The following is a 16,430-nucleotide window of genomic DNA, read 5'->3' on the forward strand; positions in this document are numbered from 1 at the left end:
GAGGTTAGGGTCGCGGCATGCGTATTCATCTCGGACCGGGCCACGACGAACACCTCGCCGCCGCGATCGTCTCCGGCGGTGGAACCCTCTCCGAACTGGACGAGGCCGACGCCCTGGTGTGGGACGGCAGCGCCGAGGAATTCCCGGATCTGCCCGACCGGGTGCGCTGGGTGCAGCTCACCTACGCGGGTATCGAACCGTTCTTCCGGGCGGGCGTGATCGACGACCGCCGGCTGTGGGCGAATGCGTCCGGTGTGTACGCCGACAACGTGGCCGAGTACGCGGTGGGAGCGCTGCTCGTGGGGTTGCGGCAGTTCCACGCCTCGGTTGCCGCGAAGCGGTGGACCAAGGACGTTCTCGACCCGCGGGTGCGGACCCTCCACGGCTCGACCGTGGCCATCGTCGGATGCGGCGGTATCGGCCGGGCGATGATCCCGCGCCTGCATGCCCTCGGCGCGTCCGTCGTCGCGGTCAATCGTTCGGGCCGTCCCGTCGACGGCGCGAAGGTCACGCTGCCGGCCGACCGCACGTCGGAGGTGTGGTCGATGGCCGATCACTTCGTCGTCGCCGCACCCGCGACCGCCGAGACCGATCATCTCGTCGACGCCGCCGCGCTCGCGGCGATGCCCGGGTCGGCGTGGCTCGTGAACGTCGCGCGGGGCAACCTCGTCGACACCGACGCGCTGGTGAAGGCGCTCGGGGACGGTGCGATCGCCGGGGCGGTCCTCGACGTGACCGATCCCGAACCGTTGCCCGACGGTCATCCGCTGTGGGATCTCGACAACGCCGTGATCACACCGCACATCGCCAATACGCGCAGCCGGCTGACGCAGACGTTCGCGCCGACCCTCGAGGAGAACGTACGCCGGTTCGCCGCGGGTGAGGAGTTGATCGCCCGGGTCGATCCGAACGCGGGTTACTGAGGCCGTTCGGCCGCCTTCTTGATCGCGGACAGGCGGCGGTCCCAGCCTGCCCCCACGGCGTCGATCGCACGCCCGACCGCGCTCAGCCGCGATCCGACGGCGGAGAAGCGGATCTCCCGTCCGGCGCGCTCGGAGGTCACGAGACCGCACCGTTCGAGCACCGCCAGATGCTTGGCGATGGCCTGACGGGAGACCGTGAACTCGGCCGCGAGCCCGGACGCCGACGCCGGGGATCGGCCCAGTCGCTGCAGGATGCGCCACCGGGTGTCGTCGGCCAGGGCCGCGAAGACGGGATGCAGGTCGGCGGAGAACTCAGCGTCGGGCAACGCTTCCGTCCTTCTCGAGATGGTGCTTGGCGATCTCCAGTTCGGTGGTCCAGCCGCGGGAGTTCTCCTCGAAGCGGGTGCGGCGTTCGCTCGCGTCGCCGGGCAGGGAGTCGAATCCGGTTTCCGTGACGCGCACTTCGGTCGTGCCGGTGTCGAGCGCGGTGAGCCGGAACTCGACGAGGGTCGACGGACTGTCGGGATCGGTGTGGTCGGCGAGCCAGCGGAAGGCCGCGTAGTGCGGTTCGTCGAGGGTCACGGTGCGGAAGACGAAGGCGCCGTGGACCGGATCGTGCACGGTGGTGAGATCTCCGTCGTGTTCGAGGCGGTGCTCGGTCCACTCGTTGTCGTTGATGTACCAACCGGGTTCGGCCACGAGTGTCCACACCCGGTCCACAGGGGCGTCGATGGTGATGTCGCGTTCGATTCGGTCGAGTTCGTCGGTCATGATTGCCTCCTTCGATGGGAATGCAACTCCAGGGTTGCACTTGCTGGCCCGTGATGCAACCCCCTGGTTGCAGTCGATCGTGCAGTTCTCGTCGCCGACTCCCGGCGTGTCGCGACGAGAACTGCGCGTGTTCGAACGTCTCGTTCGAACACATGTGCGATACTGGATCGGTCGAGGAGGTGCCGGAGTGGGATGGGGAAACGGTCCGCCGACCTGGTCGGAGATGGAACGTGTGCTCTCGGGACGACCCGGCACTTCCCGCCGCGATGCCGAACATCCCGGCGACGGGAGCGACAGCCCGGCGTGGTCGCGCACCCGCACCGAGTACGAGGCGCGGGTCCGACGTCCGGAAGGACCGGTCGTGCCCTACGCCGAACTGCACGCCCACTCCGCGTTCAGCTTCCTCGACGGTGCCTCCACGCCGGAGGAACTCGCCGAGGAGGCGGCACGACTCGGACTCGAGGCCCTCGCGGTGACCGACCACGACGGACTGTACGGAGCGGTGCGATTCGCCGAAGCCGCACGCGAACTCGGCATCCGCACCGTCTTCGGAGCCGAGCTGGGCCTCGACGATGCGCACCTGCTCGTCCTCGCCCGCGGTCAGGAGGGCTATCGACGCCTGTCGCGGCAGATCGCCGACGCCCACCTCGCAGGAGGGGAGAAGAACAACCCGAGGTACGACTACGACGCGCTCACCGACGCCGCCGGTGGGCACTGGCAGATCCTCACCGGTTGTCGTCGGGGGCACCTGCGACAGGCGCTCACCACGGGCGGGATCCCCGCCGCCGAAGCAGCATTGCTCGATCTCGTCGACCGGTTCGGTGCCGACCGCGTGACCGTCGAACTCACCCGTCACGGATATCCCGACGACCACGAACGCAACGCAGCCCTCTTCGAACTTGCCGCGCGACATGGCATTCCGTGCATCGCGAGCACGGCGGCGCACTTCGCGCATCCCCATCGGCGACGTCTGGCGATGGCCGTGGCGGCGATCTCCGACCGGCAGAGCCTCGACGACGCCGTCGGCCGGATCCCCCCGACCGGAGGCGGGCACCTGCGGTCGGGGGAGGAGATGACGCGGCTGTTCGAGGCCTTTCCGGGTGTCGTGCACCATGCCGCCGAACTCGGTCGTGAATGCGCCTTCGATCTGCGTCTCGTCGCCCCGAAACTGCCGCCCTTCGATGTTCCCGACGGGCACACCGAGTTCACCTGGCTGCGCGAACTCACCTACGACGGGGCGCGTCGCCGCTACGGTCCGGTCGAGCGCCGCCCCGACGCCTATCGGCAGATCGAACACGAACTCGACGTCGTCGGCCGGCTGGGATTCCCGGGATACTTCCTCGTCGTCCACGACATCGTCGACTTCTGCAAGCGGAGCGACATCCTCTGCCAGGGACGAGGATCGGCCGCCAACTCGGCGGTCTGCTACGCGATCGGCATCACCAACGTCGACCCCGTCGGCAACAAGCTGCTGTTCGAACGCTTCCTGTCGCCCGAACGCGACGGCCCACCCGACATCGACCTCGACATCGAATCCGACCGGCGCGAGGAGGCGATCCAGTACGTCTACCGCAAGTACGGCCGCATCAATGCGGCGCAGGTCGCGAACGTCATCACCTACCGCGGTCGTTCCGCCGTCCGCGACATGGCCCGTGCTCTCGGATACTCGCAGGGACAGCAGGACGCGTGGAGCAAGCTGATCGGCCGGTGGGGTGGGGTGCGGGTAGAGACCGACGAACGGATCCCGGAGACGGTTCTCGATCTCGCCGAACAGATCGAAGGTCTCCCACGGCATCTCGGCATCCACTCGGGCGGCATGGTGATCTGCGACCGGCCCGTCGCCGATGTGTGCCCCGTCGAATGGGCGCGAATGGAAGGACGCACCGTTCTGCAGTGGGACAAGGACGACTGTGCTGCAGCGGGTCTCGTGAAGTTCGATCTGCTCGGCCTCGGCATGCTCTCCGCGCTGCACTACATGATCGACCTCGTCGACGAACACGAAGGCATCCGAGTCGATCTCGCGCACCTCGACCTCTCCGAGCCGGGGGTCTACGAGATGTTGTGCCGCGCCGACTCGGTGGGTGTCTTCCAGGTGGAGTCGCGGGCGCAGATGGCCACTCTGCCGCGGTTGAAGCCGCGCTGCTTCTACGATCTGGTCATCGAGGTGGCCATCATCCGGCCCGGCCCGATCCAGGGCGGTTCGGTGCACCCCTACATCCGGCGGCGCAACGGTCTCGAACCCGTCACCTACGACCATCCGTGCCTCGAGAAGGCCCTCGAACGCACCCTCGGCGTTCCGCTCTTCCAGGAACAGCTCATGCAGATGGCCGTCGACGCCGCGGGATTCACCGCGGCGGAGGCCGACCGGTTGCGTCGCGCCATGGGATCGAAACGGTCGACGGAGAAGATGGAGCGTCTGCGGGGACGCCTCTATCAGGGCATGCGGGACCTGCACGGCATCACGGGGGACGTCGCCGACCGCATCTACGAGAAGCTCTACGCCTTCGCGAATTTCGGTTTCCCCGAAAGTCATTCGCAGAGCTTCGCCTCGCTGGTGTTCTATTCGGCGTGGTTCAAACTGCACCATCCCGCAGCGTTCTGCGCGGGTCTGCTGCGTGCTCAGCCGATGGGTTTCTACTCGCCGCAATCGCTGGTCGCCGATGCCCGCCGTCACGGTGTGGTCGTCCACGGCCCCGACATCGGGGCGAGCCTCGCGCACGCCACCCTCGAGAACGAAGGGCGAGAGGTCCGGCTCGGCCTGGCGACGGTGCGGCACATCGGCGACGACCTCGCCGAACGCATCGTGACCGAACGCAGTGCCCACGGCCCGTACACCTCGCCCGCCGACCTCGCCGCCCGCGTCGGTCTCACCACCGCGCAGGTCGAGGCACTGGCCACCGCGGGAGCGTTCTCCTCGTTCGGTGTCACCCGCCGCGAAGCCCTCTGGGGTGCGGCTCCGGCGGCGGCACAACGCCCCGGCCGGCTTCCCGGGATCGGGACGGTGCCGGCTCCGGCCCTGCCGGGCATGAGCGCTCTCGAACTCGCCGCCGCCGACGTCTGGGCCACGGGAATCTCGCCCGACAGCTATCCGACCCAGTTCCTGCGCGAGAGGCTCGACGAACTCGGGGTGATCCCGGCCGCGGAGCTGCTGCACGTCCCCGACGGGACGCGCATCCTCGTCGGCGGGGCCGTGACCCACCGGCAGCGACCGGCGACCGCCGCCGGTGTCACCTTCCTCAACCTCGAGGACGAGACCGGAATGGTGAACGTGGTGTGCTCGGTCGGCCTGTGGGCGCGCTACCGGACCGTGGCCCACACCGCTCCCGCCCTGCTCGTCCGCGGCCGGCTCCAGAACGCCGAGGGGGTGGTCACGCTCCTCGCCGACCATCTCGAAGCCATGGATCTGCGAATGCCGAGCAGATCACGCGACTTTCGCTAGCATCGCCGAGTGTGAAACGCCTGTCGCTGGTGTCGTTGGCTCTGTTCGCGCTGGTCGTCACCGGCTGCGACGAGGGTGGGGGAGGCGAGGGCTCCTCGGTCTCCGCGCCTGCGATCTCGGCACCCGCGATCGTCGACGGCGGTCTCCGCGAGTCGCAACCCCTCGAGGAGTCCGACCGCAAGGAGGTCGTCACCGGCTACCTCGAGATGGATGCCGGCGATCCCGTGGCGACGGGCCGCCGGGTCGTGACGGTCGTCGAGGAGGCCGGTGGGCGCGTGGACTCGCTCACCGAGCAACCCGAGGCGAGCAGCGTGCTCACGGTGCGGGTGCCCGCCGACCGACTCGACGAGGTCGTCGACGAGATCCGCACGCTCGGTCGTGTCACCAGCCTGAGCACCACCCGCGACGACGTGACGATGCAGTACACCGACCTCGAAGCCCGAGTGGGTGCGCTGCGGGCCTCGGTCGACCGCCTGCGCGCGCTGCTCGAGTCGTCGGCCGACGTCGAAGCGCTGATCGCCGCCGAGACCGCCCTGGCCGAACGACAAGCCGAACTCGACAGCCTCGAGGCGCAGCGACGGCAGCTGAGCGACCGGATCGAACTGTCCACACTCACCGTCGACATCACCACCGACCGCCTTCCCTCCGAGCAGGACAGTTTCTGGGACGGGCTGGTCGCAGGATGGAACAGCCTGTGGGCCGCGCTGGGGGCAGCGGTGGTCGGTATCGGAGCCGCGCTACCGTGGGTGGCGTTCCTGTTCGTGTGTGCAGGTGTCCTCTACCTGGTCATCCGGCTCATCACCCGACGGGAACGTTCGTCCGGAACCACCGGGCCGCCCGATACCGAGAGGACCGACAGCGATGCGTGAGGTCGACCTGGCCGCACTCGAATCCGCGCTCACCGACGGGGCGACCGTCATCGACGTGCGTGAACGCGACGAATACGCCCAGGTGCGCGTACCCGGCGTCACGAACATCCCGCTCAGCGAGTTCGTCGCGCGGATCGACGAGATCCCCACCGAGGGCACCGTCTACGTCGTCTGCGCCGTGGGTGGCCGCAGCCTGCAGGCCGCGCAGTATCTCGCCGGTCGCGGTGTCGACGCCGTGTCCGTCGCGGGCGGCACCGACGGATGGGCCCGCTCGGGTCGTCCGGTGGAGAGCGGCGCCTAAACTCCTCCGGGGAATCCGTGCTGTCGCCACGCCTCGTAGCAGGCGACGGCTGCGGCGTTCGACAGATTCAGTGAACGACGCCCGGGCAGCATGGGGATACGGATCTGCTCGGTGATGTGTGGGTCGGCGAGCACCTCGGGCGACAGCCCGGTCGGTTCGGGTCCGAACAACAGCACGTCGCCGGCTCGGTACTCGATCTCCGCATAGCTCGACGTGCCGTGCGCGGTGAACGCGAACACCCGCTCGGGGGCCAGCGCCGCCCACGCGGCCTCGAGACTGCTGTGCACGGTGACCGACGCGAGATCGTGGTAGTCCAGGCCCGCGCGGCGCAGCTTCGGCTCGGACAGGTCGAAACCGAGGGGTTCCACCAGGTGCAGTTCCGCGCCGGTCGCGGCGACCATGCGTATGGCATTGCCGGTGTTGGGGGGAATGCGCGGCTCGTGGAACATCACTCTGAACACGATGCAGGTTAACAAGTCGGCACTGTGTGGCCCGGCTCGCACGCCCCTCCGAGCAGCCATCCGGAGTTCGCAAGAGTCACGCGACGTCCTGCGAACGAAGGTGCATTGCGCGCAGCCCGAGCGGAACCGGTGACAGTCCGGAAGCGTATCTCGAACTACCAACCGGATCGTGCGCACGAGGCCGCGACACTTCTGCGGGAAGCCGGCGTCCCACTGCTCGTCCACCAGCCGCACTACTCGATCTTCGACCGCAGCATCGAGCAGAACGGTCTGCTCGATGCAGCCGAGCAGGACGGTTTCGGCCTAGTCGTGTATTCGCCGCTCGCACAGGGACTTCTGACGGACAAGTATCTCGAGACCATCCCGGACGGTGCGCGAGCGGTGGACAGCGCGTTCCTCTCTCCGGACGTGATCGACGAGACCTACCGGCAGCGCGTCACCGAACTCGACAAGCTGGCCCGGTCGCGTGGGCAGTCGCTGGCCCAGCTGGCGCTGCAGTGGGTACTCCGGCAGCCTGCCGTGACCTCGGCGCTGGTCGGCGCGAGTTCGACCTGGCAGCTCGACCACAATCTCGAGGCGCTGAGCTTCCCGCCGCTCACCGACGACGAGCTCGCCGTCATCGACGAGTACGGCGTCCACGGCACCGGCCTCGGTCTCTGACACGACCGCCATGCGGCTCTACGAGAACCTGGGATTCACGTCGCGCAAGCGATCCGTGCCGACCCGCGTGCGCACACCGTCGGCACAGCCGCGGGACGCGTGCTTTCATTCATAGCCGGGGGACGCGTGTTTTCATTCTCGTGTCGGGTTCGATTCGGTCGGCCGCGGGAGATGTCATGGAATCACCGGTAGCAACGTATGTCTCGGCGGTACGCAGCTTCTCGGAGCTGGTCCGTGCCGTGCCGGAGGACCACTGGGACGGTCCAGGCCTGGGTGAGTGGGACCTCCGGGCGCTGATCGGCCACACCTCGCGCTCGTTGACGACCGTCACGACCTATCTGGACAGTCCCGCCGACACCGAGGACCTCGCGAGCGCGGAGCAGTACTACGTGCACGTCAAGGAACTGACCTCGGTTCTCGGCGCGGAGGACATCGTCGAACGCGGACGACGTGCCGGTGCCGACCTCGGTGACGACCCGGTGGCGACGATCGATGCCCTCTCGACTGCGGTGATCGAACGGCTCGGTGCCGGCGAGGACCGTCTGATCCGGGTGATCGGGGACAAGGGGATCCGGTTGCACTCCTATCTGCCGACGCGCACCTTCGAACTCGCCGTCCACGGTCTCGACATCGCAGCTGCCGCGCATATCCCTTACGAGCCTCCGGCCGACGTCCTCGAAGAGGCGACCCTGCTGGCCACGAGGATCGCGCTGGCACTCGGCGACGGTACGACCGTGCTGCGGGCCCTGACCGGACGGACGTCGCTACCGGACGGTTACTCCGTCGTGTGAGCGGCGACGTTCAGCGCAACCGGGACCGGAACATTCGGTCCTCCAGCAACGCGAGCACGGATGCCGGGGGAGGCAATCGTGCGATCTCGTCGCGCAATCGCTCGGCACCGCGGCGGAGAGAGCCCGAGGACAGCGCGTCGAGGGTGATCCCTCCGAGCTCCGCCGAGGTTACGGTGACGGGATCGATCGTGGTCCCTGCGCCCAGCGCGACCAGCCGTCGGGCGTTGAGTTCCTGGTCCGCGCCCATCGGAAGCGCGACGACCGGAACGCCGTGGGTGAGCGCACCGATGACGCTGCCCGATCCGCCGTGATTGACGACGAGATCGACGTGCGGGAGCACGGTCGACTGCGGCACGAACCGTTCGATGCGGACGTTGTCGTCCGGTGACGGCAGGGTGGCCGGGTCGACGTCGCAGCCGACGGTGACGAGCACGCGCGCAGGCAGTCGGTGCAGCCCCCGGACGAGGCGGACGAAGAGATCACCGGACTCGGTGTTGAAGACGGTACCCAGCGTGACGTACACGCGGTGGGGCTCCTCGCCGCTACGAAGCCAGTCGATCGCAGGGTGTCCGTGGGACGCGCGCGACGGGCCCGAGCCTATCGAGACGGCTGTGGGAGGCAACGGGAAGTCGGGATCGCGGAACGACGGTGGGAACGGTGAGATGACGAGATTCCGTTTCAGGAAGGAGAATTCGGGATCCAAGGGGAGTCCGTGGGTTGCCCGTAGTCGTCCCAGTGGCTCACGGATGCGGTCGATCCGGGTGAGTGCTCCGGACGCGATGACGTCGACCACCACGCGGGGAACGGCGGCGTGTTCGGCTGCCGTCATCGCACCGAAGTCCATCTCGTCGCAGATCACCAGGTCCGGATGCCAGCGGTCGATGACATCGCGGACCAGGTCGAATCGTCGCGCCGCGAGCACACCGGCGAAGTGGGTGCCGATCACCGAGTACTCGTGGTCGAGGTCGGGAGGAGCGAGCGTGCCCGTGGACCGACCGGAAGGAGATGTCGTGTCCCCCTCGGGGAAGTGCGCGTCGAAGCCTTCGGCGCCTGCGAGGACGTCCGCCTCCCCGCACACGCCGAGACGGTGGCCGGCCCCGCGCAGGACGTCGGCGATCGGGAGCATGGGTGCGAGATGGCCGAGGCCGCCTGCGAACGAGAACAGGACACGACGCGCGGCACGGCCTCGTGTACTACCGGTCGTCGATCCGGCTCCGTGCGCCATGGTCGAATTACACCGCTCCGCGCTCGTGTACGCGAATCGCCGACCGGGTGTGGCTCCGAGCGGTAGCTGGTTCAATCGAGAGGCACGAGCAGCGGGCGACCCGGGAGAGAACCATCGCGATGACACGCCGACGCGGAATCCGACTGGCCGCGCGGGATGCGCTCCACGTCTTCGTGGGGGACACCGACCCCGAAGCCCCGCCACCGACCATGGTGAGCTTCTACGTGTTCGACGCACGAGCAGGCGAGGCCCCCATCCACACCCGTGAGGATGCCGTCACCTGGATCGGGGAGCGTCTGCATCGCACACCGGCGCTCGGCCGACGTCTGCACCGCGTGCCGGCGGACCTCGACTTCCCCTACTGGGTGGAGACGGACGTCGACCCGGACGACCACGTCCGGTACGAGACGATCGGACCGACCTCGCGCAGCGAATTGCATCGGATGCTCGCGTCGACGAAGGAACGCCGTCTCGATCTGTCCGCACCGCCGTGGGAAGTGCACGTCCTGACCGATATTCGCGGCGTCGAGGACCTCCCCGAGGGCGCCACGATCGTCGCGCTGCTCCTGCACCACTCGGTGACCGACGGGCTCGGAGCCGTCGAGATCGCTCGTGCGCTGCTCGACGATCCGTCTGCCACCCCTTCGGCGGGAGGACGAGTTGTCGCCGTACCCGGAACGGTCCGCGCGGCGGCAGCCTTGCCCTTCCGGTACGCGAGGATGCTCCCGGCCCTGGTCGCAGCACGTCGCGCTCGACGAGCGCTGGGTGGTCTCACCGCCTCGGGGGAGATCACCACGCCCCGGCCGCAACGTCCCCGCACCCGCTTCGACACCGACGCCGGCGGTCCCTGGCAGCTCGGCATCGTCCGTATGCCGCTGCCGGAGGTGCGTGCCGTCGCGCGCGCCACGGACACCTCGGTGAACGACCTGCTTCTGACGGTCGTCTCGGGCGGACTGCGCGCCTACCTCGCGTCCTACGAGGAGATTCCCGCCGACTCGCCGGCGGCGATCGTTCCGGGATCGCTCCGAGACGGGGCGGGAACGGAGTCGGAGAACAAGGTCACGCTCATGTATGTCGACCTGCACATCGACCGGACGGATCCGCGCGAGCGACTCCGCCGAGTCCACGAGTCGGCCGCTCTCGAGAAACAGCGCATCCGGCGTCCGGAGTCGGCTGCCTCCGTTGCAGCGGTGGATGCATCGCCCGCGTTCGACCTGGCGATGACGATCCGACGAGCGCACCGCAGGCGGGTGGGGCCCACGGGAGACGTGGTGCCGCTGGCCAACACCACCGTGACGAACGTGCCCCGCGGGCCGGTCGAGAGTCTCCGCTTCGGTGACAGTCCCGCCGTCGAGGCGATCGGTACTCCGATGCTCAACCGGAACTATGGTCTCGTCCACTCCGTGACGTCGCTCGGCGAGGTTCTCACCTTGTCTTTTCTGGTATCGGACTCCTGCATGCCCGACCCCGGGCAGTACGAGCGGTATCTCGCCGAGGCCTTTGCGGAACTGTCCCGGGACTGCCTGCCTCCGGGCGCCCGGACGGTTTCCGGTACCGGCCGCGATTCGACGCCGGACGGGCGCCTGGAAGAATGAACGACGTGACTGCGACGATCCTGGACGGCAAAGCAACCCGCGACGAAATCTTCGAGGACCTGAAGGTCCGCGTGGATGCGCTGAAGGCCAAGGGCGTCACGCCCGGCCTCGGCACGATCCTCGTCGGCGACGATCCGGGATCCGCGGCCTATGTGCGCGGCAAGCACAACGACTGCGCGAAGGTCGGCATCACGTCGATCCGCAAGGATCTGCCCGCCGACATCACCCAGGAGCAGCTGTTCGAGGCGATAGACGAGCTCAACGCCGATCCCGCCTGCACCGGCTACATCGTGCAGCTCCCGCTGCCGAAGCATCTCGACGAGAACGCGGCGCTCGAGCGCATGGATCCGGGCAAGGACGCCGACGGACTGCACCCGGTCAACCTCGGCCGGCTCGTGCTCGGCAAGGAGGCTCCGCTGCCCTGCACGCCGCGCGGCATCATCCACCTGCTGCGCCGCTACGACGTGGAGATCGCCGGCGCGCACGTGGTGGTGGTCGGTCGTGGCGTCACCGTCGGTCGCCCGATCGGTCTGCTGCTGACCCGTCGTTCGGAGAACGCGACGGTCACCCTCTGCCACACCGGCACCCGTGATCTCGCTGCAGAGGTGCGTCGCGCCGACATCATCGTCGCAGCCGCAGGTGTTCCCGGCCTGGTGACGGCGGACATGGTCAAGCCCGGCGCCGCGGTGCTGGACGTGGGTGTCTCCCGCACTGAGGACGGACTGCGCGGCGACGTCGCCGCCGACGTGCGCGAGGTCGCGGGCTTCGTGTCCCCGAACCCCGGTGGCGTCGGACCGCTGACCCGCGCCTTCCTTCTGACCAACGTCGTGGAGCGGGCCGAGCAGCTCGCGTCCCGATAAGCGGGTCGACGACCCCGGGAGACGAGATGGCTCAGGCTCTGCGATTCACGCGTCTGAACCTGCCGCTGCTCGCGGTCACCCTGGTGATCGCGGCAGCGGTGATCCTGGTGATCGCCGACCGGTGGCGACGCGGAGCGTTCGTCTTCGGCGGCGCCACCATCCTCGCCGGCCTGTTCCGCTGGGCTCTCGACGAGGACAAGGTCGGTGTCCTCGCGGTACGCGGCAAGACGTTCGATGTCGTCTCGATGATGGTCGTCGGCGGAATCGTCGTGGCGCTCGCCGCGTCGATCGACCCGCTGGGAACCGACTAGCCCTCGGCGAGCTTCATCAGTTCGACGAGGAGCTTCGCGACCTCGTCGGCCTCGGTGAGGAATCCGTCGTGCCCGTCGCGGGAGACGAGCACACGCAGGTCGCCCGATCCCGGGAGCAGATCCGCGATCTCCTGCTGCAGGCGCAGCGGATACAGCCGGTCGGAGTCGACGCCGGCGACGATCGTCGGGACCGGGGTGGACGCGAGTGCGGCCTCGACGCCGCCGCGTCCGCGCCCGACGTCGTGCCGGTTCATCACGTCGGACAACACCACATAGGTACCGGGATCGAAGCGCGCGACGAGCTTGCGCGCCTGGTGCTCGAGATAGCTCTGCACGGCGTACCGGCCGCCGCGCCACGGGTCCTCGTCGTCCTGGGGGAGATTCCCGAAGCGCGTGTCGAGTTCGAGTTCGGTCCGGTAGGTGAGGTGCGCGATGGTCCGGGCGATGGCGAGCCCGGCTTCGGGACGCCGCCCCGTGCCGTAGTAGTCGCCGCCCTGCCAGTCGGGGTCGGCCGTGATGGCCGCCATCTGCGCGCTCTGGGTGCCGATCTGGTCGGCGGTCGCGCGGGCACCGGTGGCGAGGACGAGCGACGCCCGCACCCGCTCCGGGTACGCGATGATCCACTCGAGGGTGCGCATGCCGCCCATCGATCCGCCGGTCACGGCGGCGAGGACGTCGATACCGAGCTTGTCGAGCAGCGCCACCTCGGCCGCCACCTGGTCGCGCACGGTGATCAGCGGGAAGCGGGATCCCCAGGCCTTGCCGTCGGGTGCGGTGCTGCCGGGGCCGGTGGAGCCGCGGCACCCGCCGAGGATGTTCGTCGAGACCACGCACCAGCGATCGGTGTCGATCGGAGCGCCCGGGCCGACCATGCCCGACCACCAACCGGGGGACGGATGGTCCGGTCCGGCGGGGCCGGTGACGTGCGAGTCGCCGGTGAGGGCGTGTTCGACGAGCACCACGTTGTCGCGGGCGGGGGACAGTTCGCCCCACCTCTGCACGGCGATCGTGACGTTCGGCAGCGTCTCGCCGCTCTCGAGCGCGAGATCGCCGATGTCGATGGTGTCGAGGCGTCCGTCCGACGGGGGCAGTTCGACGCGACGCCGCTCGGTGCCCGCCGTCAAGAGATGACCGCCTCGAGGCTCGCGGTGGGCTGGCAGCGCCGGCTGCGGATGTCGGTCATCGTGTCCTTCCGGCGGTGATGGGAGGTGTGATCGTGGCTTGCGTGCGACAGCACATCATCATCTCAGTCCTCCCGACAACAGGCTTGTCGGTGGGGTTCCACCGACCGTGTCATCACCCGGAGCACCCCACCCCGGTCGGAGGGTTGCCGGCCAGCAAGCCGGGGCTTGACGCTGGCACTCATGACTTTCCCGGCAGTCTAGCGACTCTCCGTCGCAGGGTCCTATGCACCCTCTGAACATCCCTGACCAGCAGGAAAGTTACCGGTCGGTAGGGCGTGGGGGTGGGACGAGGCGCTTTGCGGTCATCGGCAATAGCAGTACGCTTGTCATGTTTGGCCGCGGTCCAGGACGTGGACACGGCCATGCTCGCTGCTCGCGAGCCGACGGCGATCGCACCCACAAAGTGCGGTCGATTGGGGACCTACAGAAACGTCCTAGGAGGACACGAAGCGCATATGTCCAAGATCAAGGTTGAAGGTAAGGTCGTCGAACTCGACGGCGACGAGATGACCCGCATCATCTGGCAGTTCATCAAGGACAAGCTGATCCACCCGTACCTGGACGTGGATCTCGAGTACTACGACCTCGGCGTGGAACACCGCGACGCCACCGACGACCAGGTGACGGTCGACGCGGCGAACGCCATCAAGAAGCACAACGTCGGCGTCAAGTGCGCCACCATCACCCCCGACGAAGCGCGTGTCGAGGAATTCGGTCTGAAGAAGATGTGGCGGTCGCCCAACGGCACCATCCGTAACATCCTCGGCGGCACCATCTTCCGCGCGCCCATCATCATCTCGAACGTACCGCGTCTGGTGCCGGGCTGGACCAAGCCCGTCGTCGTCGGCCGTCACGCGTTCGGCGATCAGTACCGCGCCACCGACTTCAAGGTCGACCGCCCGGGCACCGTCACCATCACCTTCACGCCCGAGGACGGCAGCGAGCCGATCCAGCACGAGGTCTGCCGGATCCCCGAGGACGGCGGCGTCGTGATGGGTATGTACAACTACAAGAAGTCCATCCAGGACTTCGCGCGTGCATCCTTCTCCTACGGCCTGCAGCGCAACTACCCGGTCTACCTGTCGACCAAGAACACGATCCTGAAGGCCTACGACGGCATGTTCAAGGACGAGTTCCAGCGGATCTTCGACGAGGAGTTCAAGACCGAGTTCGAGGCCGCCGGTCTCACCTACGAGCACCGCCTCATCGACGACATGGTCGCATCGTCCCTCAAGTGGGAGGGCGGCTACGTCTGGGCCTGCAAGAACTACGACGGCGACGTCCAGTCCGACACCGTCGCGCAGGGCTACGGCTCGCTGGGTCTGATGACCTCCGTCCTGATGACCCCGGACGGCAAGACCGTCGAAGCGGAGGCCGCACACGGCACCGTCACCCGGCACTACCGTCAGCACCAGCAGGGCAAGCCGACGTCGACCAACCCGATCGCGTCGATCTTCGCCTGGACCCGCGGACTCGAGCACCGCGGCAAGCTGGACAACACCCCCGAGGTCATCGAGTTCGCGCAGCAGCTCGAGGACGTCGTCATCAAGACCGTCGAAGCCGGTCAGATGACCAAGGACCTCGCACTGCTCGTCGGCCCCGAGCAGGGCTGGCTGACCACCGAGGAGTTCCTCGCCGCACTCGACGAGAACCTGCAGAAGGCTCGCGCCTGATCTTCCGCTCCGTTCTCGACAGCATGTACACGGGACGCCCGAATCGGGCGTCCCGTGTCGTGTTTCCCGAGCACTCCCGGCACCGGCTACCGTTTCGTGTACCACTGTCAGTCGCATCACCGTAGGGCCCGGGAGGAGGACGGCCGTGACCACCACTGCCACCGACTCCGAAGGCCGCGGCGGAGCGCACGCCCGCCGACGGTTCTGGACGCGGGTGTGGATGCTGATGTTCGGCTCGGCGCTGGCCTACCTGCCGGTCGCCCTCGCCCCCAACCTGATCCATGCGATCGCCCGCCGCACCGACGAACTGGCCTACGACCGGTCCACGCCGGTGCGCAGCGGCGTGCTCACCACCCTCACGATGGGTGAGGCCGCCGCCGTCCTCGGGGTGCTCGCCGCCCTCGTCATTGCGCTCAATCTCATCGCGTGGTCGCTCGGCCCCGCCATCACCGCCGAGGGTTCGTCCCGATCGACCGAGGCGCTGCGCCTCGAACACCTCGAATTGTGCGGGTCGGTGTTCGGCGTCGGGGCGACGATGACCTTCGTCGCTGCGCTGCTCGACGGCCTCCCGCACTCCGTGGATCTGGCGGCGCTGCTGCTGTTCCCGGCGGTCTTCGTGATCGTGGTGCTCAGCCAGGATCTGTTCCTCGCGACCCAGCGCGGCGTCGGTGCCCGCCGTCGTCTGCGCCGGGAGGCGTCACTGCTGCGCCGACGCGAACTGCTCGCCACGGCGGCGAGGCTGCGACCGGACGACCCGCGGGTCGCCGGCCACCCCTTCGCGGCGCTCGCCATCGAACTCGCGGTCCTGGCCGTCGTCACGGTGGTGACGGGGCTCCTCATGATCGTGGTGTTCGACGACGAGTCGGGTTCCGGGCCCCTCCTGGACTCCTCGGACGTCGCTTTCGTGGTGGTCACGTCCGCGATCACGATGTTCACGGCTGTCGTCCTCGTGCTGTGGACGGTCCGCTGCTGGTTGCTCCGCCGATACGTCGGCGCGGTCCTGGCCGCGGCCCTGGGTGGCACCCTCTACGTCGTGGTCGGTGCGGGAATCGTGTGGGCGGCACTCGACGAGGACGCCGTCGCCGAGGCGATCGCCTCCGCCGCCGTCCTGTACGCCTGGATAGTGCTGCCGGCCGCCGTCCTGCTCCTCGGCACCGTCGGGGTCGGCCGTCGGGGTCGGTTCCCGGGTGTCATCGCCGCCCTGCGCGCCGCGGTGTTGCGCGAGCGGTACCGGGTGCGGCGCGCCGAGCTCGACGGTGGCCGGAGGAACGGTCGAGCGGAGGGGTCCGTCCCGCCGCTCCGTCATCTGATCGTGCGGGCGCGCACCGTCGCCCGTGTCGCTCCGGCGGACCGGACATGACGACGGG

Annotated in this window: 15 protein-coding genes, 1 pseudogene and 1 riboswitch; of the genes and pseudogenes, 11 read left to right on the plus strand and 5 right to left on the minus strand. The window is 68.5% G+C overall.

The annotated features are described in order from the left end of the window. Nucleotides 1–17 precede the first annotated feature (17 nt). Complete coding sequence (locus tag ACWPOC_RS19675) at nucleotides 18–923, plus strand: D-isomer specific 2-hydroxyacid dehydrogenase family protein (protein ID WP_064063847.1); 906 nt, start codon at nucleotides 18–20, stop codon at nucleotides 921–923. Here ACWPOC_RS19675 and ACWPOC_RS19680 read toward each other — a convergent pair. After that, on the minus strand, nucleotides 917–1,249 hold the full coding sequence (locus tag ACWPOC_RS19680) for an ArsR/SmtB family transcription factor (protein ID WP_006550100.1): 333 nt from the start codon (nucleotides 1,247–1,249) through the stop codon (nucleotides 917–919). The two genes, ACWPOC_RS19675 and ACWPOC_RS19680, sit on opposite strands and share 7 nt — an antisense overlap. Then, entirely contained in the window at nucleotides 1,236–1,694 is a 459-nt protein-coding gene (locus tag ACWPOC_RS19685) for an SRPBCC family protein (protein ID WP_120279924.1), read from the minus strand. Before ACWPOC_RS19685 ends, ACWPOC_RS19680 begins: the two co-directional genes overlap by 14 nt. Nucleotides 1,695–1,881: 187 nt before the next feature. On the opposite strand from ACWPOC_RS19685, the gene ACWPOC_RS19690 reads away from it, so the two are divergent. From ACWPOC_RS19690 to ACWPOC_RS19700, 3 genes are read left to right on the plus strand one after another with little or no spacing between them, the layout of a single operon-like run. Then, nucleotides 1,882–5,133 carry an error-prone DNA polymerase gene (locus ACWPOC_RS19690; protein WP_455409202.1) on the plus strand — a complete coding sequence of 1,084 codons (3,252 nt, stop codon included), beginning with the start codon at nucleotides 1,882–1,884 and terminating at the stop codon, nucleotides 5,131–5,133. 11 nt (nucleotides 5,134–5,144) lie between these two features. Further along, the gene (locus ACWPOC_RS19695; RefSeq protein ID WP_455409203.1) at nucleotides 5,145–6,002 is read left to right on the plus strand and encodes a DUF4349 domain-containing protein; all 858 of its coding nucleotides are present in this window, start codon (nucleotides 5,145–5,147) and stop codon (nucleotides 6,000–6,002) included. Then, a complete protein-coding gene (locus tag ACWPOC_RS19700; protein ID WP_016692855.1) occupies nucleotides 5,995–6,303 on the plus strand; it encodes a rhodanese-like domain-containing protein in 309 nt (102 codons plus the stop codon). The genes ACWPOC_RS19695 and ACWPOC_RS19700 overlap by 8 nt, the downstream gene beginning before the upstream one ends. Here the strand turns inward: ACWPOC_RS19700 and ACWPOC_RS19705 are convergent. Next, complete coding sequence (locus ACWPOC_RS19705; protein ID WP_271047059.1) at nucleotides 6,300–6,764, minus strand: tRNA (cytidine(34)-2'-O)-methyltransferase; 465 nt, start codon at nucleotides 6,762–6,764, stop codon at nucleotides 6,300–6,302. The two genes, ACWPOC_RS19700 and ACWPOC_RS19705, sit on opposite strands and share 4 nt — an antisense overlap. A 99-nt stretch (nucleotides 6,765–6,863) precedes the next feature. Here ACWPOC_RS19705 and ACWPOC_RS19710 point away from each other — a divergent pair. Next, nucleotides 6,864–7,424 (plus strand): annotated as a pseudogene (locus ACWPOC_RS19710) (aldo/keto reductase); the annotation flags it as partial. A 176-nt stretch (nucleotides 7,425–7,600) separates the two neighbouring features. Next, complete coding sequence (locus tag ACWPOC_RS19715) at nucleotides 7,601–8,215, plus strand: maleylpyruvate isomerase N-terminal domain-containing protein (protein ID WP_455409204.1); 615 nt, start codon at nucleotides 7,601–7,603, stop codon at nucleotides 8,213–8,215. A 10-nt stretch (nucleotides 8,216–8,225) separates the two neighbouring features. Here ACWPOC_RS19715 and ACWPOC_RS19720 read toward each other — a convergent pair whose 3' ends face one another. Beyond that, entirely contained in the window at nucleotides 8,226–9,440 is a 1,215-nt protein-coding gene (locus tag ACWPOC_RS19720) for a glycosyltransferase (RefSeq protein ID WP_455409205.1), read from the minus strand. A 119-nt stretch (nucleotides 9,441–9,559) separates the two neighbouring features. On the opposite strand from ACWPOC_RS19720, the gene ACWPOC_RS19725 reads away from it, so the two are divergent. From ACWPOC_RS19725 to ACWPOC_RS19735, 3 genes are read left to right on the plus strand one after another with little or no spacing between them, the layout of a single operon-like run. Beyond that, entirely contained in the window at nucleotides 9,560–11,035 is a 1,476-nt protein-coding gene (locus tag ACWPOC_RS19725; RefSeq protein WP_455409206.1) for a wax ester/triacylglycerol synthase domain-containing protein, read from the plus strand. 5 nt (nucleotides 11,036–11,040) lie between these two features. After that, nucleotides 11,041–11,895 carry a bifunctional methylenetetrahydrofolate dehydrogenase/methenyltetrahydrofolate cyclohydrolase gene (locus ACWPOC_RS19730; protein WP_186455312.1) on the plus strand — a complete coding sequence of 285 codons (855 nt, stop codon included), beginning with the start codon at nucleotides 11,041–11,043 and terminating at the stop codon, nucleotides 11,893–11,895. Nucleotides 11,896–11,921: 26 nt separating this feature from the next. Continuing rightward, a complete protein-coding gene (locus tag ACWPOC_RS19735; RefSeq protein ID WP_120279918.1) occupies nucleotides 11,922–12,206 on the plus strand; it encodes a DUF3017 domain-containing protein in 285 nt (94 codons plus the stop codon). Here the strand turns inward: ACWPOC_RS19735 and metX are convergent. After that, nucleotides 12,203–13,330 (minus strand): homoserine O-acetyltransferase MetX, encoded by a 1,128-nt coding sequence (gene metX / locus ACWPOC_RS19740; protein ID WP_455409207.1) that lies wholly within the window; start codon nucleotides 13,328–13,330, stop codon nucleotides 12,203–12,205. The genes ACWPOC_RS19735 and metX overlap by 4 nt on opposite strands. 134 nt (nucleotides 13,331–13,464) lie before the next feature. Further along, a riboswitch (SAM riboswitch) is annotated at nucleotides 13,465–13,576 on the minus strand. A 269-nt stretch (nucleotides 13,577–13,845) separates the two neighbouring features. On the opposite strand from metX, the gene ACWPOC_RS19745 reads away from it, so the two are divergent. Together ACWPOC_RS19745 and ACWPOC_RS19750 are read left to right on the plus strand one after the other, a co-directional pair. Next, entirely contained in the window at nucleotides 13,846–15,063 is a 1,218-nt protein-coding gene (locus ACWPOC_RS19745) for an NADP-dependent isocitrate dehydrogenase (protein WP_120279916.1), read from the plus strand. A 145-nt stretch (nucleotides 15,064–15,208) separates the two neighbouring features. Next, nucleotides 15,209–16,423, plus strand: a complete 1,215-nt coding sequence (locus ACWPOC_RS19750) for a hypothetical protein (RefSeq protein WP_230788690.1) — start codon at nucleotides 15,209–15,211, stop codon at nucleotides 16,421–16,423. Nucleotides 16,424–16,430 lie beyond the last annotated feature (7 nt).

The organism is Rhodococcus sp. 5G237 (assembly GCF_053764735.1).